The following is a 26,725-nucleotide window of genomic DNA, read 5'->3' as shown; positions in this document are numbered from 1 at the left end:
TTGACGATCAATAGTGCGGTCAGCAGATGACGACGGTGTCGAGCCTTCGGTGAATCATGGAAAGCGTAGTCAGGAGCTCGAGCAACTCGGTGTCAGACACTGCTCGAAGTATTCGAGGATCATGCGCAACGGGGTTTCTATACATCCCAGAAATCCCTTTGAGGAGGTTAGCGAATCCACTCTGCTCATCCTTGTCTGTTTGCGTACGCAGAGTGTTGATGGCGAGGACGGGCACTCCCGACTTTCCGAACGCCAGGATATTGTCTACCAGTCTTGCGCCGTCACCATCGGCACCGCTGATCGATCGCAACCGATCGAAGACGCTTTTGCATGCCTCCATCGACGCATGGAAGTTGTTCTTCTTGAGCAGTTCGATGTCGCAGTAGCGCAATACCTCCTGGTGGGTTCCGCGTCGCCTGAGTTCGGTGAGCAATGACGTGGCGTTGCGGGCTGCATCGTCGAGGGTACTGGATCGCGCACCGGTTGAAACTTGCCCCTTGTTGGTGATACGGAGCCCTACGAAAGTGAGGACCTCGTCGAGCTCATCCTGTCTTCGGGTGAACAGATCTGGTTTTTTCCGGTATCCGGCAGGCGCCATCGCATGAGTGATGAATGTAATAATTCGATTTGGTGATTGATGCACGTTCTGCCACGCAATAAACGCGTTCGCCAGTCGGTCGCGCTTGGACGATTGCGGTGTAGGATCATCCATTTTCAAGCGAGCCAGTAAGTCTCCGATCTGGCGGCCATTGAGCCCGTGCTCTGTCTCACCGAGAACGGATGCAACACCGGTCAGGACGCTGAGGTTCCACGGTTTTTCATGTTCCATGTAAGAATTTCTCCCAATTCATTCAGAGATCCGTCACGATGTGCGATCTATGGTGATTGTCAGGTTGTGTCCGTGACGACTGCACTAGTGTCGTCACGGATGGAATCAGTGGCAATGTTGGCACCGTCGCTGACTTCCATGAAGTGTGTTAACTGCACGAAAATCCAGCCTGCGAGGAGCAGGTTGCCTGGTGTCAGGTGGAAGTCCGAAAGTTTCTTAAGTGATGCCTAATCGCTGGGTGCTCGACTCGTCCTATTTTTCCACCACTTCTTACATGGTGTTGAAGTCTCCAAGTGCGGGGCGAATGCGTCGTGCGCGGGAGTCCAAACGTCAGGGTCCAGTGCCGAGGTGCTCGTCGGCAGAGGCGACCCTACCTCGGACGTGTACCACTCGGCTGGCGTCTCGAACACGGTCCGGGTGACTACTACCTCCCGCTCGAATAACTCTGGGTCGAGCGCCAGGACGCCCTCGTCGACGAGTGAGCGTAGGAGGTACAGAGTTAGATCCGCACATTCGACAATCCGGCTAACGATGCCGACCGCTGCTTTATACCTGTCTTCGACTCCGAGTCCCTTCGCCGCAGCCTCCTTGTCGTCCGCGTGCACGACATCGCCGTAGTACCACGCGTACATCAGGTCCTGATCGGATGCGACACCCTGGTCGGTGGCGACGAAATATCCTTGGGCGGAGTCATCCCGAGTGGCAACCTCCTCCCACATCTTCCGCCAATTCTCAATTGGCTCAAAGCACTCAGGGAACCGATCATTCGGCGCGAGCGCAGCGATCGAATCGAGCACCTTCGAGTAGTACAGCTCCTCGCTGGGGAGTGTGAGGGGGCGAAGGCGCGCGGCCAATGATTCGAGCAGTTCCTCATCAGGGAACTCCTCACGGAGAAGGTAGGTTGCCTCGTTCGTTTGAAGGTTGTGCGTGACCGTGATGTTCATCTCGCCACCTCGCGCCTTCTCCAACAGGTCGCGATGCTCACGCCATAGTGAGTGCGATGTGATGCGACGGGCACGCAGAACAAACATGGCAAGGCGCTTCTCATCGGTGAACCGTGGACGGGTTGGTTTGGCCATCCCCAGATGGTAGGCAATAGCCTTGTTCCCGAATATGTCAGCCGTACAACCCCACACTTTCCACCTTCGGTGGCAGAGATGTCTTGCGCTGGGGGATGGCAATGGCGAGTTTCTTGACGACGATCGCTTGGTTCTCCGGTGGCCGGCCGATACTAATTCCGCAGCCTCGGAGGCTGCGATCCCGAGGTTGACGACCACTGTGATCAGCTCGCGTTCGCACTCGGACAGACGGAAAATCAGCGAAATGCTTCGTCGGGAGGATCGGGCGGCGCTGTAGATCCGGTGTTGCGAATTACGAGGTACCCCTCTCTATCGGCCTCGGACCAAGTCTCTCCAGCAGCTTCGAACTCAAGCTGCAGATCAAGTTCAGCGATGGCGTCGTGGATGCGCTCGTTCCATGTTCCGCGTACACAGACTTTTTCTACCGAGTTGAGGTCGTCGTACGAAGCGGATCCTTCCAGCACCGCGGCGATCCGACGAGGACTAGCGGAGGGGGATAGCTCGAGCTCTTGGCCGATACGCGCCCAATGAGCGATCTGCTCGGCGGCACTCCGGCCGGTACCGACACCGTGCGCCTGAGCGGCCAAGAGCAGGTCGACGGCGATTGGGATCTCCACGTCGCTCATGGTCGGAGCTTACCGCCGGGCGCGGGCACGGGCTGTTTCGTCGGACGATGTCCGGCTGCAACCTTGAGGGGCGGACGGAGGCCCCTCTCGGGCCGTCGCTACTTGCACCTGCGCCGCGTCCCATTGAGAGCCTCCATAGCGACGCAACCATGATGGCGGCCACCCTGTCCCTCATCGCCGCTCGCCAAACTGTGGTTTCCGGCCCCAGCTTCAACGCCGTCGCTGCTACCGTTCCGATATGAGTGATCCGCGCCAACGGAGGCCGCATATTGCACTAGAGACCTGGGGTGCTCACTCCCTCTTCGGAGGGGCCTTCGGTGCCAGAGGTGGTGGAGCGCTAGAAGGGCGGACTGAACATCTGCCTGGCCTGATGATGGGGATGCCCGGACGACATCCAGCATCTATGAGGTACTCCATCGGTCCCAGCCACGGAGACTGGCGTCTAAGTCCACACCTCTGCGACGACGTTCCCCCAAGCAACATCACTGTTGGAATATCCACGTCACGAGGGGCCGAAGCCGTGAGCGACGGAACAAGCCATATCGACGAGGTTGTCGGTCCCTTCTACGGTGCCGACGAGGTAGCCCAATGGCTCCAAATCCCCACACTTGTGCTCGACGCACGAATCGCAGCCAACGAGATCCTCGCCTGTGCGCTCGCCGACGGGGCCTGGGTATTCCCCATCTGGCAGTTCACCGATGATCGCGTCGTGCACCCCAATCTGCTCGAGGTGTGGCAGATACTCCGCCGCGGTGCGGATCCATGGACCTGCGGAACCTGGATGTGCACGCCATTCGACGAACTGGGCGGGCAGAGCCCTGTGCAATGGCTAGTCGGCCGCGGCGACGCCTACCCCGTGCTGGCATGTGCCCGCGCCGATGCGGATCGGTGGATCCAATAGGCCGTTCCGCGTCGCCAGGAATCATTCGACGGCGTCAGACTCATCGATAGTCCGCCGTCCAGTTCCACTCGGCTTCGCTGCGGTGAATCTGTTCACGTCGGGAAGATGTCGTTTTGCGAGTCAGGTGGCGGTGATCCAACGTGCCGAAATCTGTGTCTTCGCCGGTCACGTGTCCTCACCACGAAGAAGGTGGTTGCCGTAGCTACCCGTTCCGACCTCCAGAGTCCTTCTCGGTCTGCTCGTCGACGGCGGCCATGGCGAGGCACCGCCACAGGTCGACATCGCTCACGTCTGGCCCAAACGGTGCGCCGTAGGCGATCCCGACTGGCTCACTATGGAGCACCTCACCCGTCCTACCCGCGTAGACAGTGAGCTGACCCGAATTAGCGTCGGCATTGTTGAGTCGAGTCACCTCGACCTGGTATCGGCCATCGAATCGGCTCCACCACACGACCCAGCCGTCAGGATCGGTGGGCTCGTTCGTATCCCAGTTCATGATCGGCCCGGAAGGAACGTCGCGGACTGTGATCGGGTAACCCACTACGGCTCCCTCCATGCTGATCACACCGGCCTTGACCGCGTGGTCCGCGACGGCCCAGCACTCGTGCATCGTCCATCCGGTCAACCGTGAGACTGTCTGTAAGTACATCGTCGATCCCCACATCGGGAACCCGCCGGGCTGGCCTAGCCACTCGCCAGCTCGGTCACGATCGAGAAGATCGCGCAGCACCTGCGGATCCTTGTCCGCTGCAACATGTTTGACACCGCTGCGCAGGAGTCGTGCGGCATTGATATAGAGGCACTGGTCGTCACGGCATTCACAGTAGAGCGACCACAGTGGCAGCTGTTGTGGGTCGCGAGGGCGCATCTCAATCCACAGGCACAAATGCCCTTCGCTTCCTCCTGGACCCTTGACCCGAACGGCCACGACTGGGGCCACGGTCGCAAAATCAGCCACCGACTCGTTGAGAGCATCAACGAACGCGCGATCGGGTATTGGCCAGCTGTCAACAGGCACCAGGTGATCAATGAAAGTCGCGGTCAGCACCGCACCGTCTGCGATCTCCCGGAGGGTAGGTGCTGTGTCGAACTCAGTCGGCTCGTCCAAGGCGCAGACGGCGGCGACCTTGATAGCAGTGCCGCCAATCGGGTCGGACCATGTGGTGGCGGTATAGGACTCGACAGTGTCCACAGGCATCATCCTTGCTTCAGTTCGGGGGTTCTGGTTCAGCTCACTGGCGGACGGCGGGCCTATCGGTCCGCGCGATCGACGTCGCAGCTGGGTGTTCAGGTCGTGCGGGGCTTAACTGTCTTGTGTCGTAACGACGGGATCATCCAATTCCGCCCAAGATCTGAGGAGTGGAGGACAGATCAGAGAGGTTTGCAGCGTGCCGGCGAGGAGGGTGATGCCCGTAAGCGCGGGCGCGTACAACCCACGCTGGCGGATGATCCACTGGCCAACGCCCAGCATCCCGGAGTCCCTCGCGCCGACGGCGAAGCCAACGAACCGGAGCTCCTCGTCTGTGTGTCGACTCTGAAATGTCGCATGGACCAGATGTCCATGGCGGGCGTACCCCACAAAGTTGTGGGAGTTCAGCTCAAGTGCAGGCAATCCGGTCAACGAGAGCACTGACACCGACACCACGTACTTCTCAGGTCGTACGCCCAAAGTCAGGATGGTCGACCCGAGGCAGAAGCCGCCGGCGATCTCCGAGAGTCGTGCCACACCGGCAATCGCATAGACGCCGAACACAGCGTCTTTGATCACGGCTTGGATCGCCGTACCCGGCTTGAGACCGGAGAAGAGCTCCTTCATTGCCTTGACCTTCCGCCTCTTGGGGGGAGTTAGTAGCTGGTCAACCTCGTCCTGGTCATAGGGAGGACCAGCTGCCAGCAGCGGGAGTGACCCCTGCTCCAGGCTCATCCGACGCAGGCGGTGGGTAGTTGAAATCTCAAGGGAATCGTCAGGCACCGAACGAATCTAGCAATTTAGACTATTAGGGTCTGGTCCGGCACGGACGAATCGCATGCACTCCACTGGTGACGGCACCGAAGAAGACCCCAGTCTCAGGACCAGCAGCAGAGTTCGGTGCCCGTCTTCGAGGCATCCGAGAGCACCGTGGGTGGAGTCTGGAGACTGCAGCCGAGAAGTGCGGGGTGCACTTCACCTACCTCGGGCGGGCGGAACGCGGCGTGCAAGGTGTCAGGCTCGAGACCATCGTCAAGATCGCCTACGGGTTCCAGATTGATCCCGCGGTCCTGATTACCGGAATCCAGCCCGACCCCATGTAGATGATCAAGCCCCAACGGACTCCTAGGCGACCCAACCGCGATCGCGTCCAGTCTGAGCGACACCGAACAGTCGGCTTCGGCGACCCAACCCCCACCAGCAAACCCAGACTCTTGCTCGCAGAGACCATCGAACAGCGGACCGAGCCAGCAGGAAGCCCCCGCGACGCATGATCGTGGCAACAGGACGGACAAGCATCCTGCAGCCACAGCACCAATCCCATGAACTTCGTTCGAGGCTAGGAACACCGCTTCTGGAATCCATGACATTCCGCCGAGGACGACCGCGCATCGCCGCTCCTCCGACCAACGCCTAACCGGACATCGAGCTGATGCAACGCCCTCTTCCCCCACGGGAAACCGTCCTAGGACGAGAGACCGAAACCCTCTAACGCCCCCTCGACGACTTGGGACGAACCAAATGAACAATAGTTCCGGTCGGATCCATGCCCCGCAATGCTCGCAGTTCAGAATTCAATTCAGCAATTATGGTCACTGCTCCCCGGTTCTTCCGACCAAGCTCTCCATTTTCTTTCCTCAGCCTGGCGACAGTCGCACGCAGAACCGCAGCCTCCTGCTCTAGTGCGGCATACTTCGAATCACGCGGCCGAGTATCACGCACCGTCGAGTTCCACTCCTCAAGTACTGCCAATGCCCGATTCATTGTCGCCCTGCTAACACCGGCCTCAATATGCAGGTTACTTTTGATCAGACGGCCATCAGTTCTAATCGGTTTACCATCAAGAAGCCGCTTCATAGCTGCCCGCAACTTCTGCTCGCTTCCGGTGGTCACAGCCGCGACCGGCACCGGCCCCATATCCGTCACCGCCTTCGACTCCCGAGGACAGTTCGTACGCTATCCAATTGCTTTACCAACCTAGCCCTATGCACTTCAGACATCCTTCGATCACTCAACTTTGCAGTCAGATCTTTCTCCTCCTCCATCCATATCGATAACTGCTCAACCGTGATAACTGAATTACGACAGGTCGCAGGCTGGCACATGCTAGGGATCGGCCCCTCTGCTCGGACTAATTCAGACTGCCCTTCCAGACATAGCGCCTTCTGCGGATCGCCTAAGCAGTGATTGATTGTACCCAGTCGAATCGACGAGAACTCGTCGCGAAGAAGGTTCCTGAGCATGCGTTCGTCGCCGATCTTGCCAACCGATTCCAATTTTTCAGAAACACGGTTCAGACCATCCACGAAATTCTTCTCACCACCGCCACGAGCCACGATTTCGCCGCTACGATTACGCGACCAATCAGATACCAGTTCACCCGCGTTGACGTTCTTCTGCTCATGCTCGAATTCACGGGCCCAGGCTGGCGTAGCCGCACCATAGCCCGAGGTGGTTGCATTGGCGAGGGCTCGAACTGCATTGTGCTTAAGCGTGATTCCAAGAGCTATCTCCCCGTCGGGCTCGTTCGCTGTTATCATACTCATTGTCCTACGAAACATATGTGGAGTGATACGCTCCACGGGGATCCTGTCGAGCCCTCTTTCGTCAGCATTACTATTCACCCATGAAACAAACGATGGTATCTGAGAATAAGGCTTGAACCCAGTAGACATTCCCTTCATAGCACTGCCAAATATCTTGTCTTCGTCCAGTGCAATCGCCTCCGCGACTTCAATCGCCTTGACAACGGGATCACTAACCCACCATCTACGTGGAGTGCCCCCGTCGGGTCGGTGCTTGTGAACTTTGCTCTCGACTGCCGGGGCGCCATAGTGCGTGACCAGCGCACCCGCCGCAATACCCTGAACCTCACTGTCGCGCATCATAGACATGATCGACACGAATATGTAGCAAGCATTCCTCAGCTGAACTAGCTCCTTCCAGAGGCTCACGTCGTCGAACCCAAGACACCACGGACCACGAGTGCCATCAGACCGATCAACAACTATCGGATTAACTGCGATGAGGCCGTATTGCGCAGGGAATCCGTCTCTAATAGACTCCATGACGAGGGTTCTACGGCGTTCACCACATGTGCCCTCAAATACATGTCTACCCCCACCAAATGGGGATACAAACATGCCAAGCCTTCCCCAGTTTACTTCGCCTCTCCGAGCTTTCCCATAGGAAGCAGTGTGTAATGGAATGAATCCACTCGAAGATGCCAACCAGGCATCAATACCACGATCAATCCGAAGGCGTCGTTCCCGAGGGCTAATTTTTTTTCCACGCCCCTCTGCCTTGAGTTTGGAAGATCTGGAAATCTGCATTTGAATGTCATTTCGAGCCCGGATAACATCAGGCGCATATACATCTATGTATGTCCAACACGCCTTGATTAGAGGCCAGAATACCTCAGGAGATATCGGACGGGTCATAATTTCACCGCTAACGGCCTTCGATCCCGCCGGCTCGACCTCGAATAAAAGTCCTCGCCCTCCCATAATCCCCCTACATCTATATAGTCTCCGGAGAACATTCTGAGCCGATTGCCGCGCGTACTTCGATCGAACGGTTTCAACCTCTAACAGATACGATCTACAATCATCCTCTGTCCACCGGGATAAGTCTGCCGTCAGACCCACCTTCTCAGACCACACCGCAAGCAGCGCCAATTCAGAATTCTGCCCCCGAATTGTTCCCATCTTGTAGGCATGGTTCATGCCGAACAGGCCGGCATCTAGCAGTTTCTGATGTCCAGGGTTTAGCATCGCCATCGCCAGGGTTTTAGCAATTAGTACCCAGTCCTTCGGAATACGGTCGAACACTAATTGCGCCGATGCCGCGTACATATTTGGCGCGAGGCCCATGGCGGTGAGGTCCCATCTCGGCATGTCCCCAAATAACGGAACCGGACCGGAATTCACCCGCCGCCCCCTTGGGATCACAACATCGTCCTCCGCGAAAACAGGTTGCCAATCACCATGCGGATATTGGCCAATATCAAATTTCATAGGCCCCCCCTCTCTCCCAGCTCCCTATGCAGCGGCATAGGGTGATCTCTAGCCATTTCCACATCGGCCGGGTCAAACAAATTAAGGATATTATGGAGATTTCGACTTTGCTTTCCATAGGTCGCATCAAAGACAACTGGATTCATTGAATTTTTGAGCCCCCTCAAGATGTTCTCGTAGGCCGCCAGTCGCGGCAAATGATCCCTGAATACCACTGCATTAGGGCATTCCAAACAGAGGGAGGGGGAAGCATGACACAACTTTCCGTCTTCCTCAAAAGGTGAATTGTAAGGCGCGGAGCAACCTGCTATTGATAGCTCCTTTTCAATGTCAGATTCTCCAGCAACTTCGCCAGCAATATGCGCCACATCCTGATTCCTGTTTCCAACCAAATCTGCTGCCGACTCTGTATGCACTGTGGGGCCTTCGATCGCCCGGCGCAACGCCTTGCCCTGCGCACGTATGACAGTACGGGCAGCCACCGTGTTAACTGTGGTCGTTGGCGCATAATATCCCTGAAAAACTTCTACAGAATGATCATCGCCAGCAGACCCATGTAAGGTACCTAACCTGACTGCTCGAATGCTCTTGACGGTCTTCCGGATCCGGCGCATATCATGCGGCTCAGATATAGGAAGGTTGTGGTGATCGATCAGCCTCTTCAATGTCGTACTATTTGTGCGGAATGCATCCCGAATGGAGAATCCTGGGTAGTCATATGGCGCTTGCCCCCGATAGGCGGCAAATCCTGCAACCCAAAATGGCTGCCCCTCCTCCGCATTAGAATGGGCGAATCTCATCGAGTTTGCAGCTCGCACGATGAGATCGCCGGATTTCCATCCCGGGCTCGGACCTCCACTGGTTGGCAAACTTTCCCACCGAATTCTGCGGGCGCGTAACTTTGTAGTTCTCACCCTGACTACATTGCCCTCGTGAATTACATCCTCGCGGCGTAGAAGCCGTGATTCCTCCGGAGACCATCCTGTCTCTAGATGTAACAATATTCGGATTGCCAACAAATACTCTGATGTTGGTGATAGAAGAAATCTTGCCACTGCAGGAACGCATGTGGAATAGCTTCCTCTAGGAGGTTCAACACCCGATAATCGAGCAACGCTTCGGGCATAATCCTTGCATCCAGGACCGATGACTTCATGACGAAATTCTTCGCTGAAGGGCAGATTTGTCAGTGCCCATAGTACATTTTCAACTACGTTCCAACCATGAATTCGGGGGTCCCTTCCGCGAGCCAAAAGAGATTCTCCTAGTTGCAATCTTCTTTCAGTCTCTCGCACTATTCCTCGGCACTTATCCCTCAAGGAAATGCGTTCAGAATTACTAAATTCATCCAATGGAGCGCTCGTATTTTCCCGTTGGTCCAGAACATTGCTATCCGACCAATCGCCCAACACCGTCGCATCCATCCCATTGTCCTGCATCCAGTATTGAACGAGGACTCGAATCTGTATGCCCAGCTTCTTGGGTCGAGTGCTTGACCGTTGATATTTCTCTATTAATGACTTCTCCCAGTGATGTAAACGCGCGGCGACTGCGTATCCGTCTCCGGACATTGTCAGGAACCGATCTTTTTCATCGTTGAGGAATTTTCCTAGCAGACGAATACTCGCAACGTAGTTTGCGGTCGTGGTAGGTGCAAGCATTTTGGAGCGAGCTACCCATGCGTCAGCCAACTCACCGATAAGCGTGGAAGCCTGATATTCCTCGGGCTTGATTCGGACACTTTTGAGTCGCACCCCTTCGAGGTTGACAACTCGGTGGTGTGCGCCTGATTCATTCATCGCGAGTCCTCAGAATCTCATCTGCAACATAACTGGCATAGTCTAGATTTTCATCACTCCATTCCTCAAAAGCACGTTGTACGAGCTCATGCGATTCATCGATGTATCGCAAATAGACCATGGTTGTCGAGGGGCTTGAGTGTCCGAGTAGACGCTGCAGTGTCAAGAGAGGGTTGTGACTGACATGTTCGCTGATTGTTCCGGTCCTATAGACGGGCCGCAACCGCTCGAGATTAGCGGCCTGCTGCTGCAGACTACGCAACATCACTAATGCGAAAGTATGTCTAAGATCATGTGGCGTAATAGCTGCCGGCATCGCGGTCAAGTAATCGTGAAATTGCGCTACTCGAGAGTTCGCTGTCTGGAAGTACTGCTGCCATCTTCGGGCGGTTGGTGGCGTGCCACCTCTGCCCAGGAACAGCGACATTGGTTCAATTAATCCGGATTCGTCCTGCATCACCAGTATGCGGCGGTGAGCCAATGGGATTGACGGCAATTGATATGTTCGCTCGACACCGCCTACGGTGTAAGTCAGGCTCCTTTTGGCGCGGTCTACCTCTCGAACTACCGCGAGACTATGTAGGTTCTTTCGCAGAGTGAACTGAGCCGATCTAACGGCCTGGCGACGCTCAGTTGCTCGATACAGGTCGATCTCTTTTATCGTTGATGCCGGAATATACACGTTTCTCCGACGAGAATTTTTCGCCGCAACATGCAGCTCAACGACCGCCCCAGACGCCCCTTCTTCCACCTCAACGTCGAGTAATGATTGCCACTCTCGAAGCCTCATTCCGGTCGTGATAGCAACTTCTGCACCACACATATTACGAACAGTGGATCTTCCCCGAAAAGATGGATCGATTTCGCCGGATGGCAACTCCCCGCCCAGGCCGACGTTACGAAAGGCTCTCCATTGAGCTCGATTAATCGATCTGATTCTTAAGTCCGTCCGGGGAGCCTCACGATGCACAACCGATCTGCTTGCTATACGTATCCAAGGCAACTCTTCCCGTTGGCCGGTTTCGAACAAGTACGTAAAGAAGGCGCGCACAAATACCAACTGCCGATCGAGGGTTCTAGTCGATATCCCAGTACTGAGGCGATCGTCACAATAGGCGGATAAATCACGCTCAACGGCATCTAAAATTGCCACTCCACGATTATCGAGAAATCTGGCAAATGTCAGCGCATCACGCGCATAAGACCGTACGGTATTGCTGCTCAAGTTCTGAGAATACAAACGTAGGAAGGAGCACCATGGTTCCATCGGACGCATCTGCCCATCTACGAGTATCGGCGTCCCATCCTTGACCCGGCGTTCTCTAGGAAGTTCTGGGTCCCCATACGTAAGCCCGTCACCGATCGCTGCCCAATCGGCAAAGTACAACTCCATGCTGAATCCCTCGTCCCTACGGCTGTGGGGCTAGCAGTCCAGCCCGGCTGGTACCGTAACCCTCAGGTGAGACACTGCCAAACAGAGCGCATAACCCCAGGATGGTGGCCGGGGGTGGCGGTGACCGTGATGACGAACGGGGCCTTCGCCGGCTCGGCCGAGAGCTTGTTGATCCGCCGTTGGTACTGCGTGCGCTGGGCCGTCAGGTGCCGAAACTGCTGCGCCTCGTCGTTGATGATCACGTCGAAGTGGTGTTTGGGCCGGCCGTTGCCGCCGAGCAGCTTTTTCAGCTGGTCGGGGGACATGATCAGCCAGCGGTGCCCGCCGTCGCCGAATGCCGCGAGCGCGTCCCGCCAGGCGGGGATGGTGATCTGCGCGGGCCGGTCGACGGTGATCAGGGCGGTGCCAGAACCCTTCCCGTCCCGGATTTGGGCGTCGAGGATCTCACGCGCGGCCAGCACCGCGGAGCCGGTCTTGCCGACGCCGGGGTCATCCGCCAGCAGGAAGCCACGATGGCCGGCCGCGTGCGCGGCGACAATCGCGGCGGCGGCCTCGAGCTGTTCTTGGCGGGGCTGCTTGGCGACAGCCACCGCCCCCATTCCAGCAGTGCCCAGGCCGACGCCGCCGTTGAGCTCGTCCTCCGCCCATCGCGCGTAGGAATATGGCTTGTTGGCGTAGGTCGCGAGTTCAGTCGGCAGGTCCGTGCCGACATACGCGTAGGCCTTGATGCCCTTGTAATACTTGGCCCCAGGCGCGGGCGCGCGGTAAGGCACGTCGAGCACCCAGATGCGCTGGCCCGCACTCGCTTCCGGCAGATCTTGGGCCGCGCTGGGCTTTTTGCTCGCGGGTTTGCGGGCAGCTGGCTTGCGTGTCGCGGTCGTCTTGCGGCGTGCACGGCCGGGCATCTCGCCTCTTTCCAGTAGTGCGGAGTCGGGGTTCACGGTACGGGCCGCTCAGCCCCGCTCGATCACCACGATGGTGTCCGGCTCGATCAGTCTGAGCGCGCCGTCGTCGCGGATAATCAAACACCGCGAGTACTCGCCCCAGGCGGAGCCGACACCCTCGACTATGAGCTCCCCGACCTGCAGCTCTTGCGGGTCGCGCACGTCCGGGATCGACACGAATTGCGCCCGGCCGTCGAAGTTGAACAGGTGGGCCTGCGCTCGGTCGCCGGTCTTCGGCGGCAGCTCGCGCGGACCCCAGCAGTGTCCGCACGCGCCGCAGGACCAGTCCGGATCATTGCCGGCGATGCAGCAGCCGCCGACCACCACCCATGGCGGCGGGGGCTCGGCCGGCATGCCCCACGCGATGGAGGAGGTCGCTTGGGCCCCGCACAGCGGGCACGCCGGGAAGACCGCGTGTTTGAGCTGGGCCATCGTCGTGACCTCGGGCTTTCGGGCGGCCCGCTGGCACGACGCGCACAGCCCGCGGCGGACAGTCTCGCCATTGCTCTCCAGCGCGAACACCCGCACCTGGTTGCGGGCATCGCCGCCGGACAGCGCGAACTCGTCCTCGCAACCCCCGCAGCGCAGGCCGCTGCCACTAATCACACGTGCGGCCGTAGCGGTGGATCCGTCCTCTTTGCTATCGCGGTCGCCCCTTAGCGTGTCCAGCGCCGCCAGCACCCGGTCCGCCGCCGCATCCGCAACCTGGCCCGCGCTCTTACGGATTCGGAGTCCGCTCGCTGACTCCAGCGTCGCCAGCTCCGGCAGCCCGGGCCAGTCCCACACCTCCTCGAGCTCCAGGCTCCGCCCGCCCCGCGCCACCCGTTCCAGACACAGGACTGTGCGCGGCGTTGTCTCGAGGATGCTCAGCAGGAGATCGCCCTTGCGCAGCCCGTCTGGCAGGTCCCAGTTGTCACCTGGAGCGTCCGCGGAGAGGTACCCCAGGAGCGCGTCCTTCCACGGGGCGCCCACGACCACGTGCAGTTTTTGACCCGCTTCTCTCATCGCCATGACCCGGATTATGCCCCGCGGGTATGACAAATTTCGGCACCGATTCGGTCAGGACAACGAGGGTTTCCAGCGCTTCGATTAGGGTCGGTTGCATGACGCGACAGGTGAGTGTGTGGGGCGGCGGATTCTGGCTGAGCAGGAAGCATCGGGAGGCGGCCCTCGACGCGGCCCGCGAACTAGAGGAACTTGGCTACGCGCGGCTCTGGACGTCCGGCGGCTTCCGAGAGGGAATCCCGGAGATGTACGCCGAGCTGCTTTCTGCGACAACCACGCTCGGCGTCGCCAGCGGCATCGTCAGCATCTGGCACGCCGAGCCGACCGTCGCCGCCCAGTCCGTCGCCGAGCTCGAGCGGGACCACCCGGGCCGCTTCCTGTTCGGCGTGGGCACCAGCCACGCCCCGATCGTGGACGCGCAACACGCCGCGACCTACACCAAGCCCTACAGCCAGATGGTGCGCTACCTCGACGCGCTCGACGGCGCGGCAGACCCGGTCCCCGCCGACCGGCGAGTGCTAGCCGCACTCGGGCCCCGCATGCTCGCGCTGTCGGCGGCGCGCGCAGCGGGCGCGCACCCCTACTTCACGCCCCCGGAGCACACCGCGCTCGCACGCCAGATCCTCGGGGCCGCGCCGCTTTTGGCGCCTGAGGTGGCCGTCGTGCTGGAAGAGAACGAGACGACCGCCCGCGGCATCGCCCGCGAGTACATGCGCGGCTACCTGTCGCTGCCGAACTACTCGAACAACCTCCGCCGCCTGGGATACACCGAGGAGGACGTGGCCGGCGGCGGTAGCGACCGGCTGATGGACGCACTGATCCCGTGGGGCGGCCTCGACAAGGTGGTGAGCGGGATCGACGCCCACTACCAAGCCGGTGCCGACGAGGTCGCCGTCCAGGTGCTGACGGCGAACGCCGACCAGTTCCCCGCCGCAGAATATCGGGACCTCGCGGCAGCGCTGCTCACCTAGCCCGAGCTCGCAACGCTCTCTGCCGATGCCCACGCTCTGACCTGAGCGGGCGTCACGGTGCCCTCGAAGGCCGGCGCAGTCGCGTGCAGGTGCCGGCTCAGGACCCTCCCCGTGCCCGGCGCGAGCGCCTTGAGGATGGCCAGCTCGAACCGCGGCCGCGACGCCACGCGCACCGCCACCCGCGCCAGCGGGGTCACCGCCTTGTCCATCACGGCAGGTTGGTCGAAGCCGCCCAGCTCGCGCATCCAGTTCGGCAGGCTCGCGATGGCCAGCGGCGCGATCAGCCGGCTGCCCGCGGCGAACTGCAGCCCGCCGCGCTTGACGGGCGTGCGCAGCAGGTAATGCATGGCCTTGTTGGCGCGCTCGGACGTGCATAGCCTCGGCCGCACCTCCGCGAAGTAGGCGCGCACCCCGTCCCGCGTCGTAGGCACGTCCGTCGACTTACAGGTCTGCAACTCCGCCGCGATCGCGCACTCGGCCCAGTAGCGGCGCTCATCCTCGTCGGAGAGCTTTCCGGGGCCGTACATCTCGTAGCATTTGAGGACGGAGTGCCACCCGGTGATGTGAATCCACAGCTGTGATTCTGGGCTGTTGGCGCTGTAGCGCTTGCCGCTGACCGGCTCGATGCCGGTGGACTGCTTGTGCACCTGGGCGAGGTGGTCGGCCAGGGCCGTCGCCGTGCGACCGTCGGCCGTCGCGACCGTCAGGAAATAGGCGAGGGTGTGGTCCAGTCGCACGGCCGGGTCGCGGTAGATGCCCTGCATGTCCGCGACGGAGGCTGCCAGGAACGGGTCGAAGTGCTCGAGCACCACCGCCCGCTGGAAGCCGATGAGCGCGGTCGGCGCGGTCCAGACCTGCCAGGTGGGCGAGCCGGGGCCGAAGAAGCCGAAGTCCTCGCGCTGGCCCTTCCCCAACTCTGCGGCCGGCAGGTGCACGCCCGAACCCGCGTCGCGGGTAGTGATGTCAGCCATCGGAGGGCTCCCATTCCATCTCGTAGGCGCCGGATAGCCCCAACACCTGGTTCCAGATCTTCTCGGTCCGTGCGGGGTCGGTCTGTGGGCGGCGGATCGCGGCCAGCGCCAGACGCTGCTGGTCCGGCGTCGCTGAGGCCTTGCTGTGCAATTCGACTGCGGCCGCGGTGAAATCGCGCACCAACACGTCGAAGACCTGGTTGACGACGTCCTCGTCGAGCTGGAGGACCTCGGCCTGCTCCAGGATCAGCTCGCCGTAGACGATCAGGGTGAACAGTTCCGCGACGGCGAGGCCGAAATCAAGGTCGCCCTGCTGGTCCTTGTCCGGCGCGGCCTCGGCGAGCAGCAGGGTCAGAGCCTCCGCCTGCTCGGCGAACAGCGCCACATTGGGTAGCCCGGCGAACCTGGCGTAGACCGCGCGCCAGTCCTGGAAGCGGACCTTGGACAGCCCGCGGGCCGGGCCCTGACGGAACAGGAACTCGTCGTCCGCCGCGTCGAGCCGCGTGGGGATTGCCGGCAGCTCCGCCGGCGCGAACAGGTAGGCGGGCATGAACTTCGCGATCAGCGCAAGGTTGACCGCGACAGTGCCCTCGAGCTTCGGCAGGCCGTCCACGTCCACCTTTGCCGCGGCCAAGTAGGAGTCGGTCTCGAAGCCCTTGGCCGCCGTGATGTCCGCGAGCAGCGTGATCGCCCGCTGCGCCTCCGTCGTCACCTTCATCTTGGTGATGGGATTGAACAGCAGGTAGCGGCGGTCCTCGGAGTCGGCGCTGCGGAAGTAGTCGACCGCACGATCGGAGAACAGCCGCATGGCCAGCAGCCGGGTGTAGGCGTCGGTGAACTCGCGGCGGACGTGCGGGAAATCGGTGACGGGGTTGCCGTAGAGAATCCTGTTGTGCACGTGGGTGATCGCCTCATATAGCGAGTGCGTCGCCATGCCGATCCCGCCGAAGCAAAGATTGAACTTGCCGATATTGACAGTGTTGAGCGCGGCGCTGAACGCCTCCGCCCCGGTATGCAGGATATCCGCGGCCGCGACGGGATAGTCAGTCAGCTCGAACTCCGCGACGTACATCTGCGACGGGACGGTGTTCTTGACGACCCGGTAGGCGGGGTGCGCGGAGTCCGCATAGAAGAACACGTACTGGTCGGCCCCCTCCACACCGGCGATACGGCCGAAGACGGAGACGATGTTCGCGCAGTTGCCGTTGCCGATGTAGTACTTGGACCCGCTGGCCGTGTGGCCGCCGTTCCCGTCGGCGGTGAGCACCATGTCGGACGAGTACACATCCGCGCCGTGCTCCTTCTCCGAGAGGCCGAACGCGCCGGCGCTGCCCGCGGCGAGAGCGACCGCCGCCCTGGCGCGGGCCTCGGCGTTATCGCTCTGCCACACCGGGCCGAGCCCGAGGATTGTGACCTGCCAGGGGTACCAGTAGTTGAGCCCGTAGAACCCGAGGATCTCCGAGAGCGCGGCGATGCGGCCGGTGTCCCAGCGCTGATCGGGCCCGGTGGCGTCGCGGCGCGGCGTCAGGAAAGTCGCGAACAGTCCCTCGCGGGCCTGGAAGTCGAGAAAGTCCTGGTAGAAGACCTTCGCGTGGTAGTCGCCAAGCAGCCGTCCCTTGCCGCGGGCCTCGAACCAGTTGATGGTCGCCCGCAAGAGTCTGCGCGTCTCCGGGTCGAAGTGGGTGGGGTCGTATGTGCCGGGGTGGAACAGCAGATCGGTGGGCTGCGGGGTCATGGCGGCGTGCCTCCTCGTAGTGAATACAACGCGAGCGTAACAATCACTCGCGGTCAATGCAACGGTTGCGTATGATTCACCAGTAGTAGTGGCCGACCAGTTATGGTGGCCAGAACGATGCCACGGAAGGGACCCCGATTTGACCAGCGCCGACAGCGCGGAGCGCACCCGGCCGCGCCGCAAGTACGCCCCCCGGCTCACGCCGGAGCTGCGACGCGCGCAATTGCTCGACGCGGCCTTCGAGGTCGCCGGCCGCGAGGGCTTCCACCAGCTGAGCATGGAGGCCGTGGCCGCGCAGGCTGACGTGGGAAAGCCCGTGCTGTACACCGTGTTCCGGACCCGCACGGATCTCGTGGCGGCACTGCTTGACCGGGAGCGTGAGCGCGCCGTGGTGCAGGTGCTCCAGACATTGCCGACCGATCTGGCCGAGCTCGGCCCCTCCGCCGCCTACGCGGCCACCGTCACCGGATTCATCCGTGTGGTGCTGGAGAACCCCGTCCGTTGGCGGCTCATCCTCACGCCGCCGGACAACGCGCCCGGCGAGTACCGCGAGCATCTGCGCGCGGCCCGGTCATCCGTGCTGGCCCAGGCGGAGTTGCTTGCCCACGCGGCCGCGGACCTCGACCCCTCGCTCGCGCGGCTGGACCCGGAGCTGCTCGCGCACACCATGATGTCGTTCGCGGAGATGGTCGGCCGGCTCGCAATCTCCGATCCGGAGAGCTACACCCGCGAGCGACTCTCGTCGTTCGCCGCGGCGCTCGTCGCGGCCATCGCGCCCCAGCCTTAACACCCCAGCCCTGACACCCCTGCCCTGACGCTCTGGCCGCTGCACCCGGCCTTAGCCTCGGCCGATGGGGACTGGCTGGTCAATGCTGGGACAACGCGATGGCGGAAACCGCCGTCGGTAGCACTCGGCGGATAAGCCAGCCCCGTGGCTTTCGAGATGCGATACTCAGATCAGTCCGTCGCGGCGTCGCCCGCCGCTTAAACCCGTGTCCACTAACCGGGGTCAAGGCCAGCACCGGTCACGGTTGGGGACCTGAGGAGCAACCATGCACCCCACCCGCACCGCCACCAGAGCCCTCCATGCCTGCGTCATCGCGTTCGGGCTGGCCATCACTTTGACCGCCTGCGGCAGCGACGACTCGGCGGCGGACACCGCCACTCCAACCGCCACCGCGAGCCAGCCCGACGCCACCACGCCCTCGGCCACCACGTCACCTAACGCCACGTCACCTGCTGCCACGGACCCGTCGGCATCGCCCGCCCCAGAGCCCTCCACCGGGACCTCCACCGCGCGCCCCGCGCCGCCGACCAGGGACGACGCCAACGTCGACGCCCGAGACTTCCAGTCCGGACCGGCCTTCTACTTCCAATCGCCCAGCGGAAACATCATGTGCGGGGTCTACCCGGACGATCCCCAGCTCGGCGTCGGCTGCCAGGCCTCCGACGCGCCTGTCTCCACGGACGGGCCGCCGTGCGAGAACTCCGCCACCAGCGCCGTCGGGATCAAGCTGGCGGGCGGCAATGCCCAGCGCATCTGTCTCAACCAGGGCATCTATGTGGGACCGCCGGTCGACGGGACAAACCGCGGCGGCGGCAAGGTGTTGGCGTACGGCGACACGATCATCGTCCAGTCCGTCGCCTGCCAGTCCACCGAGGCGGGCATCACCTGCTGGGGGCCAGGAGGCGGGTTCACCCTCTCGCGCGATGTCAACGAGGTCTTCTAGGGGGCCACGCGGCTAAACCCGCGCGCTGACCTCCGGCCGCAGGTCCAGCCGGCGGAGCAGCTGTGCGTTAAGCGCCACGACGATGGTGGACAGCGACATGAGCACCGCGCCAACGGACATCGGCAGCACGAAGCCGATCGGCGCGAGAACCCCCGCGGCCAGGGGCACCGCGAGAAGGTTGTAGCCGCCGGCCCACCACAGGTTTTGCTTCATCTTGCGGTAGGTCGCACTCGAGAGCTCCATGACCGAGAGCACCGAACGCGGGTCGTCGCTGGCCAGGATGACCCCCGCCGACGCGATCGCCACGTCCGTGCCGGCGCCGATGGCGATGCCGACATCGGCCTGGGCCAGCGCGGGGGCGTCGTTCACCCCGTCTCCGACCATCGCGACCGTGCGGCCCTCGCCCTGGAGCTCCAAGACCTTGGCCGCCTTGTCCTCCGGCCGGACGCCGGCGTAGACGCGATCGATGCCCAGCTCCGCGGCGACCGAGTGCGCGACGGCGGCCGCGTCGCCGGTGATCATCACGACCTGTGCGCCGCGGACGTGCAGCGCGTCGATGGCCTGCCGGGACTCCTCGCGGATCTCGTCGGCGAGCTTGAGCGCACCGACCACCACGCCGCCGCGCAGGACGTGGAGGATGATCGCGCCGTCCGCGCGCCAGGCGTCCGCGACGGCCAGCTCCCGGCCGCCCTCCTGCGCCAGCAGATGCGGGCCGCCGACCTGGACGCGCACGCCGCCGGCCCCGGCGGTCCAGACCTCAGCGCTGACCCCGATCGCGGGGTGCGAGGTGAAATCGGTGGAGCGGGGCACGGCCAGGCCGCGGTGGGCAGCCGCCGCGACGATGGCCTTGGCCAGCGGGTGCTCGCTGTCGGACTCCGCGGCGGCGGACAGGGCGAGGACCAGATCCTCGTCGAGGTCCCCTGCCGAGGCGACTGCGGTCACGGTCGGCTCCCCCTTGGTCAGGGTGCCGGTCTTGTCGAACAGGACGGTATCGACGGTGCGCATGCTCTCGAGCGCGAGGCGGTCCTTGATCAGCACGCCCCCGCGGGCCGCCCGCTCGGTGGCGATGGACACCACGAGGGGGATCGCGAGGCCGAGCGCATGGGGGCACGCGATGACCAGGACGGTGATGACGCGGATGACGGCGTTGTCCGGCTGCCCGATCGCGAACCACACCGCCGCGGTGATCGCGCCGCTGCCGAGAGCGAACCAGAACAGCCAGCCCGCCGCCTTGTCCGCGAGCCGCTGCGCATGGGAGGAGGAGCTCTGCGCATCCGCCACCAGCCGCCGGATGCCGGCGAGCGAGGTGTCGTCGCCGATGGCCGTGATCCGCACGCGCACACCGGAGTCCGTGGCGACGGTGCCGGCGACCACCTTGTCCCCGATGTCACGCCGGACCGCCTGGGACTCGCCGGTGACCATCGACTCGTCGAAGCTGGCGGAACCCTCCTCGATGGCGCCGTCGGCTGGGACGCGGCCGCCGGGGCGGACGATCACGAGATCGCCGACCGCCAGGTCCGCGGGGTCGACGATCACGATGACATCGCCGTCGTCGACCCGCTCGGCCTCGTCGGGCAGCAACGCGGCCAGCGAGTCCAGCGCGGAGGTGGTCTGCGCCAGCGAGCGCATCTCGATCCAGTGCCCCAGCAGCATGATCACGATCAGCAGCGCCAGCTCCCACCAGAAGTCCAGGTCATGGTGGAGGATCTTCAGGGTCGAGCCCCACGAGGACACGAACGCGACGGTGATGGCCAGCGCGATCAGCAGCATCATGCCGGGCTGGCGGGCCTTGACCTCGTCCACCGCCCCGGTCAGGAACGGCTTGCCGCCCCAGGCGTACATGAGGGTGCCGAGGATCGGGGAGACCCACGTCAGCGAGGCGACATCCGGCAGGCCATAGCCGACTATCGATGCGAACATCGGGCTGAGCAGCACCACCGGGACCGCGACGGCCAGCATGATCCAGAACATCCGCCGGTACTGCGCCACGTGCCCCTCATGGCCGCCATGGCCCTCATGACCGTCGTGGCCCGAGTGCCCGGCGTGCTCGTCGACGTCCACGACGGAACCGTGATGTTCGTGCTGATGCTCGTCCATGCGGACCACGGTATACCCCTATAGGGTATCTGTCGAGGGCGCTCGCCCCCGGTCAGCCAATGATCCCCTTCGCCCGCAGCCGGTCCAGCAGCAGCGCGCCGGCCTCCTCTGGAGTGGTCGCGGTTGTGTCGATGCGGAGGTCCGGATCCTCCGGTGCCTCATAGGGCGAGTCGATGCCGGTGAAGTTCTTCAGCTCCCCGGCCCGGGCCTTCCGGTAGAGCCCCTTCGGGTCCCGCTCCTCCACGACGTCTAGGGGGGCGTCTGCGAAGACCTCGATGAAGCCCTCGCCGATGATGTCGCGGGCCGCGCGGCGCTCGGAGGCGAACGGCGAGATGAACGACGCGATCACGATCAGCCCGGCGTCCGCCATCAGCGCCGCGACCTCCGTGACCCGGCGGATGTTCTCCACCCGGTCCGCCTCGGTGAAGCCCAGGTCCCGGTTGAGGCCGTGCCGGACGTTGTCCCCGTCGAGCAGGTAGGTGTGGCAGCCGCGTGCGTGCAACTGCCTCTCCAGCGCGTTCGCGATGGTGGACTTGCCGGAGCCGGACAGCCCGGTCAGCCAGATCACCGCCGCCCCATGGCCGTTGAGCTTGCGCCGCGACGCCTCGTTGATGTCGACGGCCTGCCAGTGGATGTTGTCCGCCCGGCGCAGCGCGTGCAGGACCATCCCAGCGCCCACGGTGCGGTTGGTCAGCCGGTCGATGAGGATCAGCCCGCCCATGTCCCGGCTCTCCGCGTAGACGTCGAACGGCACGGGCCGGTCGAAGCTGATGTTGCAGACCCCGATCTCGTTGAGCGCCAACGTCTCCGCGGCCGTCTTCTCGAGCGTGTTGACGTTGACCTTGTGCTTGACGCGGGTGATCCGCGCCGGCACCGTCGCGGTCCCGATCTGGCAGAGATAGCGCCGCTCCGGCAGCATCTCACCTTCGTCCATCCACACGATGTGCGCCTCGAACTGGTCCGCCACCCCGGGCGGGGAGTCCGCGGCGGCGAGGACGTCGCCGCGGCTGACGTCGATCTCGTCCTCGAGGGTGATGGTCACGGACTGCCCGGCCCGGGCCCGCTCGAGGTCGCCATCCATCGTGACAATCCTTGCCACCGTGGAGGTCTGGCCGCTGGGCAGCACCCGCACCCGATCGCCCGGCGCGACGACGCCGCCGAGGATCTGCCCCGCGAAGCCCCGGAAGTCCAGGTCCGGGCGGTTCACCCACTGCACCGGTAGGCGGAAGGGTCCCTGCGCTGCCGCGTCCTGCACCTCCACCGACTCGAGGTGCGCGATGAGCGTCGGGCCGCTGTACCAGGGCATGTTCGGGCTGATGCCGGTGAGGTTGTCGCCCCTGAGCGCCGAGAGCGGGACTGCGGTGATGTTCTCGAGTCCAACCTCCGCGGCGAACTCCGCATAGTCCGCGACGATGGCGGCGAACACGCCCTCGTCATACCCGACGAGGTCCATCTTGTTCACGGCCAGCACCACGTGCCGAATCCCCAAGAGCGAGACCAGGTATGAGTGCCTCCGCGTCTGGGTCAGCAGCCCCTTGCGCGCGTCCACGAGGATCACGGCGAGCTCTGCCGTCGACGCCCCGGTGACCATGTTGCGGGTGTACTGCTCATGCCCGGGCGTGTCCGCGACGACGAAGCTGCGGTGGGGGGTGGTGAAGTAGCGGTAGGCGACGTCGATGGTGATGCCCTGCTCGCGCTCGGCGGCGAGGCCGTCGACGAGCAGCGCGAAGTCGAGGGCGTCGCCCTGGGTGCCGTCGCGGCGCGAGTCGGCCTCGAGGGTGCTGAGCTGGTCCTCGAAGACGAGCTTGGACTCGTAGAGCAGCCGCCCGATCAGCGTGGACTTGCCGTCGTCGACGCTGCCACAGGTGATGAATCGCAACTGGCTCATCAGAAGTACCCCTCTTGCTTCTTCTGCTCCATGGAGGAGGAGGCGCCGTCGCGGTCGATCACGCGGCCCTGGCGCTCGGACGTGGTGGCGAGCAGCATCTCGTCGATGATGTCGTCCAGGGTGGCGGCGGTGGACTGGACCGCGCCGGTCAATGGGTAGCAGCCCAGGGTGCGGAAGCGCACGGACTTGAGCTGCGGCTCCTCCCCCGGTTCGAGCGGCATCCGGTCGTCGTCGACCATGATCAGCGAGCCGTCGCGCTCCACGACGGGGCGCTCGGCGGCAAAGTACAGCGGCACAATAGGTATCTGCTCCTGCCGGATGTACAGCCAGATGTCGAGCTCGGTCCAGTTCGAGAGCGGGAACACGCGCAGGGACTCCCCCGGGGCCTTGTGCACGTTGTAGAGCTGCCACAGCTCCGGCCGCTGGTCCTTGGGGTCCCAGCGGTGCTGGGCGGTGCGGATGGAGAACACCCGCTCCTTGGCGCGCGACTTCTCCTCGTCGCGGCGCGCCCCGCCGAACGCCGCGTCGAACTTGTACTTGTCGAGGGCCTGCTTGAGCCCCTCGGTCTTCCACATGTGCGTGTGCACCGCGGAGCCGTGCGTGAACGGGTTGATGCCCTTGGCCACGCACTCCGGGTTGGTGTAGACCAGCAGGTCGAGATCGCCTGCGGCGGCGGTCTCGTCACGCAGGGCGTACATCGCCCGGAACTTCCAGGTGGTGTCCACATGCAGCAGCGGGAACGGCAGCTTCGAGGGAAAGAAGGCCTTGCGGGCGAGGTGCAGCATCACGGCGCTGTCCTTGCCGACGGAGTACAGCATCACCGGGTTCTCGCTGCCGGCGACGGCCTCGCGCATGATGTGGATGGACTCGGCCTCGAGCCGCTCCAGGTGGGTCAGATCTCTCATGCCAGGGCCTCCAACGCGCCCTGGGCTAGCTCCGGACGGCAGATCAAAACGTCCGGCAGCCAAGGGTTCTCCCGGTTATAGACCAGATCGGAGCCGTCAATTCGCGAGACGTGCAGGCCCGCGGCCCGCGCGACGGCGACGGGGGCGGCGGAGTCCCACTCGTACTGTCCGCCGGCATGCGCGTAGACGTCGGCGTCCCCGCGCACCACGGCCATCGCCTTGGCTCCCGCGGAGCCCATCTCGATCAGCTCCGCGTCCAACGCCGCGGCCATCGCCATCACGGGCGCCGGGCGGCGGGTGCGGCTGACCAGCACCCGAGGCCTATCCGGCAACGGAATCCGCGGCGCGACAACCGAGGCCGAGTCATAGACCGCCCCCAGCGCGGGCATCGCCACCGCGCCCGCGACCAGCTCGCCGCGCTCGACCAGGGCCACGTGGACCGCCCAGTCCGAGCGGCCGGACTCGCCGAACTCCCGTGTGCCATCGAGGGGGTCGATGATCCAGACTCGGTCCGCCGACAGCCTCGCGAGGTCGTCCGGGGCTTCCTCGGACAGGACCGCGTCGTGCGGGAACCGCTCCGCGAGCATGGCCGCGATCAACCGCTGGGAGAGCGCGTCCCCCTCGGCCGTCAGCGCGGGCCCCTCGATCTCGGCCCGCACCATCAACAGCAATGCTCCTGCGGCGGTGGCGATCTCCGCTGCGGCCTGCGCGTCGTCCATGTGGTCAACCCTTCTCAGTGATGCCCCGCGCGAGCGCGCCGGCCGAATAGTCGATGAATTCGTCGAGATCGATCTCGCGGGCCCAGCGGTTCGCCACGGCGTCCGCGACCCCCGTCAGCCCGGACCAGAGGAAGGGGATCGTCGCCGGGTCCTCGCGCAGCGTCGCCCCCTCGGCCGCGGCGGCCTCCGCGGCCGCCTCCCGGAGCCGCTCGAGCAGCCTGGCGGTGGAGGCCGCGAGCTCGCGGATGCCGTCGCGGTTGGCGGTGGCGAGGCTGTCGTTCTCCCGCCATGACGCCGCGAGATGCCCCACCCGGCCCCACTGTTGGGCGACGGCCGGGAGGATCGCCGCGAGCAGGCCCGCGACGCCCGCCTCACGCGGCTGCCCGGCGATATGGTCGGCCAGCTCGTCCTGGCCCTCGCGCAGCAGCGCCGCGAACACGTCCTGCTTGTCGGAGAAATACTGGTAGATCAGGCCGGTGCTGGTGCCCGACCGCTTGGCGATCGAGCGGATGGTCAGCGCCTGATAGCCGGCCTCGTCGAGGATCGCGGCGGCCGCGTCGAGCACGCCCCGGCGCCGGGCCTCGGCATCGCCGTAGAGCGGGTTTGACGTCTTCTCAATGTCCACACCGTCACCATAGAGCAACTATGAACATTGTTCAATGTAGTTTGAACACCGTTCATTCTGTGCCGCGGTCGCGGATCGCCAGCGTCAACAGCGCCGCCGCCGCCAGCACGACCGCCGCCGCGATGAACGCCGAGTTGTAGCCGCCGCCGAGCATCGGGGCCACCGCCACCGGCCCGATGATCTGCCCCAGCCCGTAGCCCGCGGTGAGCACGGCCGCCGAGCGCGGGATCCCCAGCCGCGCGCCCGCCGCCATCGACAACATCACGATCCCCACGAACGTGCCGCCGAACAGCACCGCGGAGACCATCGCCGCGGGTGTGCCGGGGACCAGCGCGGGCAGCGCGGAGGCGATCGCCTGCAGGACCAGCGCGGCCGCGAGCAGGTTCAACGTCTCGAAGCGGCGCTGCGCCATCGACCACAGGGTGGGTGAGATCGCGGCGGCCAGCCCCACCACGACCCAGGCCGCCGGACCCGACCACCGCGGCCCGTCCGCGGAGACCGCCGCGACCAAGAAAGTGCCCAGGATGATGTATCCCAGACCCTCGAGGGAGTAGCTCAGGACCAGCAGCGCCCCCTTCGTCCGGGATCCGTGCGGCGGGGCTCCCGTCGCCGGCCCGCCCGTCCACGGCGAGGGTGTCAGGCCCCAGGCCAGCGCCCCGAACAGGGCGGTGAGCGCGGCGGCGGCGACCCAGAGCTGGGCCCAGTCCAGACGCGACTCCAGCGCCACGACCAGCAGCCCCGAGCAGGCGATGCCGGTGCCGATCCCCGCGTACGCCAACCCGGGGGAGGCCCGGCCGAGGATGGCCGTCGCGCAGTAGACGAACACGACGGCGCTCGCCAACCCCGCGAGCAGCCGCGCGCCGGACCACAGGCCGATGTCGGGGGCGAGGATCATGGCGAGCTCGCTGACCACCAGGGTGACGATCGCCCCGCGGTACAGCCCGCGCCGGGTCGCCCATGCCGGCCAGATGCTCAGCGCGACGGCGCCGAGGAAGTAGCCGAGGTAGTTCATGGTGGCGACCACCGCGGTGGCCGACGGGGAGGAGCCGGTCTGCTGCTCCATCAGCGGCAACAGCGGGGTGTAGATGAAGCGGCCGAGGCCCATCGCCGCCGCGAGCCCGGCCCAGGCCTGCAGCGCCGTCCAGCCCCTGCCGCGGTCCCCCGCGCCGCCGAGTCGCGCGTTCGCCACCATTTCCATGCACCTCGTTTCCGGGCGTCACACTACGCACCGGGACGGCGCCTCGCGGCAGTGCGATTGCCGCCCGGGCCGATTCAGCCCATAGGGTCTGAAGTCGTGCGACAC

General features: G+C 63.7%; 24 protein-coding genes. 5 read left to right on the top strand and 19 right to left on the bottom strand.

What is annotated here, in order from left to right; all coding sequences use genetic code 11:
* Positions 1 to 19: 19 nt before the first annotated feature.
* From TBIF_RS11790 to TBIF_RS11780, 3 genes are all read right to left on the bottom strand, one after another.
* Positions 20 to 829: a TIGR02391 family protein gene (locus tag TBIF_RS11790; protein WP_024795001.1), complete on the bottom strand. Its 810-nt coding sequence runs from the start codon at positions 827 to 829 to the stop codon at positions 20 to 22.
* A gap of 227 nt (positions 830 to 1,056) precedes the next feature.
* Complete coding sequence (locus TBIF_RS24475; protein ID WP_024795000.1) at positions 1,057 to 1,773, bottom strand: hypothetical protein; 717 nt, start codon at positions 1,771 to 1,773, stop codon at positions 1,057 to 1,059.
* A 371-nt stretch (positions 1,774 to 2,144) separates the two neighbouring features.
* Complete coding sequence (locus TBIF_RS11780; protein WP_024794999.1) at positions 2,145 to 2,534, bottom strand: TA system antitoxin ParD family protein; 390 nt, start codon at positions 2,532 to 2,534, stop codon at positions 2,145 to 2,147.
* A 520-nt stretch (positions 2,535 to 3,054) separates the two neighbouring features.
* Between TBIF_RS11780 and TBIF_RS11775 the strand changes: the two genes are divergently transcribed.
* Positions 3,055 to 3,435: a hypothetical protein gene (locus tag TBIF_RS11775; RefSeq protein ID WP_024794998.1), complete on the top strand. Its 381-nt coding sequence runs from the start codon at positions 3,055 to 3,057 to the stop codon at positions 3,433 to 3,435.
* 202 nt (positions 3,436 to 3,637) lie between these two features.
* On the opposite strand, the gene TBIF_RS11770 is transcribed toward TBIF_RS11775, so the two are convergent.
* The gene (locus tag TBIF_RS11770) at positions 3,638 to 4,627 is read right to left on the bottom strand and encodes a hypothetical protein (RefSeq protein WP_024794997.1); all 990 of its coding nucleotides are present in this window, start codon (positions 4,625 to 4,627) and stop codon (positions 3,638 to 3,640) included.
* Positions 4,628 to 4,738: 111 nt separating this feature from the next.
* Positions 4,739 to 5,359, bottom strand: coding sequence for a hypothetical protein (locus tag TBIF_RS11765; RefSeq protein WP_024794996.1), 621 nt, complete (start codon positions 5,357 to 5,359; stop codon positions 4,739 to 4,741).
* Between the two features lie 116 nt (positions 5,360 to 5,475).
* Between TBIF_RS11765 and TBIF_RS11760 the strand changes: the two genes are divergently transcribed.
* On the top strand, positions 5,476 to 5,727 hold the full coding sequence (locus TBIF_RS11760) for a helix-turn-helix domain-containing protein (protein WP_024794995.1): 252 nt from the start codon (positions 5,476 to 5,478) through the stop codon (positions 5,725 to 5,727).
* Positions 5,728 to 6,112: 385 nt separating this feature from the next.
* Here TBIF_RS11760 and TBIF_RS25405 read toward each other — a convergent pair whose 3' ends face one another.
* The 6 genes from TBIF_RS25405 to TBIF_RS11750 form a co-directional block, all read right to left on the bottom strand.
* A complete protein-coding gene (locus TBIF_RS25405; RefSeq protein ID WP_148302247.1) occupies positions 6,113 to 6,517 on the bottom strand; it encodes a hypothetical protein in 405 nt (134 codons plus the stop codon).
* 29 nt (positions 6,518 to 6,546) lie between these two features.
* Positions 6,547 to 8,640 carry a hypothetical protein gene (locus tag TBIF_RS23510; protein ID WP_207165656.1) on the bottom strand — a complete coding sequence of 698 codons (2,094 nt, stop codon included), beginning with the start codon at positions 8,638 to 8,640 and terminating at the stop codon, positions 6,547 to 6,549.
* Complete coding sequence (locus TBIF_RS25400; protein WP_148302246.1) at positions 8,637 to 10,439, bottom strand: hypothetical protein; 1,803 nt, start codon at positions 10,437 to 10,439, stop codon at positions 8,637 to 8,639. Before TBIF_RS25400 ends, TBIF_RS23510 begins: the two co-directional genes overlap by 4 nt.
* A complete protein-coding gene (locus tag TBIF_RS23505; protein WP_235174682.1) occupies positions 10,432 to 11,664 on the bottom strand; it encodes a tyrosine-type recombinase/integrase in 1,233 nt (410 codons plus the stop codon). The genes TBIF_RS25400 and TBIF_RS23505 overlap by 8 nt, the downstream gene beginning before the upstream one ends.
* Before the next feature lie 230 nt (positions 11,665 to 11,894).
* Complete coding sequence (locus TBIF_RS11755; RefSeq protein ID WP_024794994.1) at positions 11,895 to 12,737, bottom strand: DEAD/DEAH box helicase family protein; 843 nt, start codon at positions 12,735 to 12,737, stop codon at positions 11,895 to 11,897.
* A gap of 48 nt (positions 12,738 to 12,785) precedes the next feature.
* Positions 12,786 to 13,787: a hypothetical protein gene (locus TBIF_RS11750; RefSeq protein WP_148302245.1), complete on the bottom strand. Its 1,002-nt coding sequence runs from the start codon at positions 13,785 to 13,787 to the stop codon at positions 12,786 to 12,788.
* A 92-nt stretch (positions 13,788 to 13,879) separates the two neighbouring features.
* Between TBIF_RS11750 and TBIF_RS11745 the strand changes: the two genes are divergently transcribed.
* Positions 13,880 to 14,752 carry a TIGR03620 family F420-dependent LLM class oxidoreductase gene (locus TBIF_RS11745; RefSeq protein ID WP_200182815.1) on the top strand — a complete coding sequence of 291 codons (873 nt, stop codon included), beginning with the start codon at positions 13,880 to 13,882 and terminating at the stop codon, positions 14,750 to 14,752.
* Here the strand turns inward: TBIF_RS11745 and TBIF_RS11740 are convergent.
* Together TBIF_RS11740 and TBIF_RS11735 are read right to left on the bottom strand one after the other, a co-directional pair.
* A complete protein-coding gene (locus tag TBIF_RS11740; protein ID WP_024794991.1) occupies positions 14,749 to 15,723 on the bottom strand; it encodes an oxygenase MpaB family protein in 975 nt (324 codons plus the stop codon). The genes TBIF_RS11745 and TBIF_RS11740 overlap by 4 nt on opposite strands.
* Entirely contained in the window at positions 15,716 to 17,458 is a 1,743-nt protein-coding gene (locus TBIF_RS11735; protein WP_024794990.1) for an acyl-CoA dehydrogenase family protein, read from the bottom strand. The genes TBIF_RS11740 and TBIF_RS11735 overlap by 8 nt, the downstream gene beginning before the upstream one ends.
* 139 nt (positions 17,459 to 17,597) lie before the next feature.
* Between TBIF_RS11735 and TBIF_RS11730 the strand changes: the two genes are divergently transcribed.
* Positions 17,598 to 18,245 carry a TetR/AcrR family transcriptional regulator gene (locus tag TBIF_RS11730; protein ID WP_024794989.1) on the top strand — a complete coding sequence of 216 codons (648 nt, stop codon included), beginning with the start codon at positions 17,598 to 17,600 and terminating at the stop codon, positions 18,243 to 18,245.
* Between the two features lie 265 nt (positions 18,246 to 18,510).
* Positions 18,511 to 19,188, top strand: a complete 678-nt coding sequence (locus tag TBIF_RS25995) for a hypothetical protein (protein ID WP_024794988.1) — start codon at positions 18,511 to 18,513, stop codon at positions 19,186 to 19,188.
* A gap of 12 nt (positions 19,189 to 19,200) precedes the next feature.
* Here the strand turns inward: TBIF_RS25995 and TBIF_RS11720 are convergent, their stop codons facing one another.
* From TBIF_RS11720 to TBIF_RS11690, 6 genes are read right to left on the bottom strand one after another with little or no spacing between them, the layout of a single operon-like run.
* On the bottom strand, positions 19,201 to 21,285 hold the full coding sequence (locus TBIF_RS11720) for a heavy metal translocating P-type ATPase (RefSeq protein ID WP_051461493.1): 2,085 nt from the start codon (positions 21,283 to 21,285) through the stop codon (positions 19,201 to 19,203).
* A gap of 52 nt (positions 21,286 to 21,337) precedes the next feature.
* A complete protein-coding gene (gene cysN / locus TBIF_RS11710; protein WP_024794986.1) occupies positions 21,338 to 23,173 on the bottom strand; it encodes a sulfate adenylyltransferase subunit CysN in 1,836 nt (611 codons plus the stop codon).
* Positions 23,173 to 24,078 (bottom strand): sulfate adenylyltransferase subunit CysD, encoded by a 906-nt coding sequence (gene cysD, locus TBIF_RS11705; protein WP_024794985.1) that lies wholly within the window; start codon positions 24,076 to 24,078, stop codon positions 23,173 to 23,175. Before cysD ends, cysN begins: the two co-directional genes overlap by 1 nt.
* Positions 24,075 to 24,797, bottom strand: a complete 723-nt coding sequence (locus TBIF_RS11700; RefSeq protein ID WP_024794984.1) for a 3'(2'),5'-bisphosphate nucleotidase CysQ — start codon at positions 24,795 to 24,797, stop codon at positions 24,075 to 24,077. The genes cysD and TBIF_RS11700 overlap by 4 nt, the downstream gene beginning before the upstream one ends.
* Positions 24,798 to 24,801: 4 nt before the next feature.
* Entirely contained in the window at positions 24,802 to 25,422 is a 621-nt protein-coding gene (locus TBIF_RS11695; RefSeq protein ID WP_024794983.1) for a TetR/AcrR family transcriptional regulator, read from the bottom strand.
* Between the two features lie 52 nt (positions 25,423 to 25,474).
* A complete protein-coding gene (locus TBIF_RS11690; protein WP_024794982.1) occupies positions 25,475 to 26,614 on the bottom strand; it encodes a YbfB/YjiJ family MFS transporter in 1,140 nt (379 codons plus the stop codon).
* Positions 26,615 to 26,725: the final 111 nt, after the last annotated feature.

Source organism: Tomitella biformata AHU 1821, from assembly GCF_000524475.1.
GTDB classification, from domain to species: Bacteria; Actinomycetota; Actinomycetes; order Mycobacteriales; family Mycobacteriaceae; genus Tomitella; species Tomitella biformata.
This window is presented reverse-complemented; position numbering and strand designations above follow the sequence as displayed.